The organism is Pedobacter arcticus A12 (genome assembly GCF_000302595.1).
Taxonomy (GTDB): domain Bacteria; phylum Bacteroidota; class Bacteroidia; order Sphingobacteriales; family Sphingobacteriaceae; genus Pseudopedobacter; species Pseudopedobacter arcticus.
In genome coordinates this window covers 1-1,471 of record NZ_AKZJ01000021.1, presented here as the reverse complement: position 1 = coordinate 1,471, position 1,471 = coordinate 1, and the positions used below count along the sequence as shown (strand labels likewise).

Annotated in this window: 1 protein-coding gene; it reads left to right on the top strand. The window is 41.5% G+C overall.

The features are described 5' to 3' along the window. Positions 1-194: 194 nt before the first annotated feature. Positions 195-1,448, top strand: a complete 1,254-nt coding sequence (gene ltrA, locus B176_RS0101375) for a group II intron reverse transcriptase/maturase (protein ID WP_017256976.1) — start codon at positions 195-197, stop codon at positions 1,446-1,448. Positions 1,449-1,471 lie beyond the last annotated feature (23 nt).

Here is a 1,471-nt window from a genome sequence, read left to right as displayed (position 1 = left end):
TTTTTTGGAACCACAGGAAGCCTATGTGCTATGCTAAAAGGAAAACACAAGCAGGAAATACCTGTGAGTCGATTACTAATGAGCATATAGGTTGCGGATGAAGTTGTAGTAGCGTTGAAATTTCTGTAATGGGAAGGGAGCGAAGGACTTCAGTTGTACAGTTTAATATTTAAGAACAACTTAAAATTGTAAGGATGATTTTTAAAGAACAAACAAAGTCGATCCCCATAACCAAGGAGATGGTGTGGGTGGCCTACAAGAAGGTGAAAAGTAACAGAGGAAGTGCTGGGATAGACCATCAAACCCTATCGGAATTCGATAGTGTACGTTCCAAGGAACTGTACAAAGTATGGAATAGACTGGCGTCAGGAAGTTATTTTGCACCTGCGGTAAAGCGGGTCAATATTCCCAAGGCTGGGGGCAAAACCCGACCATTGGGTATTCCCACTGTAAATGATAGAATCGCTCAACAAGTGGTAAAGCAGTACCTTGAACCTAGGTTGGAATCCATATTTTCTGAAAACTCTTATGGATACCGTCCCAACAGGAGTGCACATACAGCTATTGAGATTGTACGTCAAAACGTACTGCGATATAGTTGGGTGGTAGATTTGGACATACAAGAATTCTTTGAGAATGTTGACCATCGCCTTCTGTTGAAAGCTTTGGAGCGACATGTTTCGGAGAAGTGGGTGTTGCTCTACATCAAAAGGTGGCTGGAAGCTCCAGTAATACTAGAAGATGGAACAGTTAAGATATCCACGGGCAAGGGAACACCTCAAGGAGGGGTAATCAGCCCATTGCTGTCTAATCTATATTTGCATTACTGTGTGGATAAATGGATGGAGAAATACTGTCCGGAGGTAAAAATGGTGCGTTATGCAGATGACATGATCGTTCATTGCAGAAGCCATGAGGAAGCTGTCCGTACACTTGCAGTTCTAAAAGAACGTCTGAAAGAGTGCGGTCTGACCGCACATCCTGAAAAGACTAGAATAGTGTACTGCAAGAAGGATGGTAGAGCCCTCAAAGGGCATCCTGTGCAGTTCGATTTCTTGGGTTTCAGTTTTCAGCCAATAAGGTTCAAATTGAAAAACGGCGGAAGCTTTCTTCAGTTTGACTGTAAAATGAGCCGAAAGTCGAAAGTTCGAATCACGGGAGAACTGCGTACACTTGGATTCCATAATAAAACTCAGCGTGGGATACAGGATTTAGCAAATCTGTTGAATCCTAAGATTCGAGGTTGGATTCAATATTATGGAAAGATAAGCAGAAAGAGCTTGCATCCTGTGTTTTATTATCTACATCATCGTATGATTGGTTGGATATTGAACAAGTATAAACGCTTCAAAGGAAGCAAAGTCAAAGCCGTAAAATGGCTAAGGTATATTACAAAATCATATCCGACCCTGTTCTATCATTGGGAATTGGGATACAAACTGGTCTAAATACTATTTAGATTTTATCGACT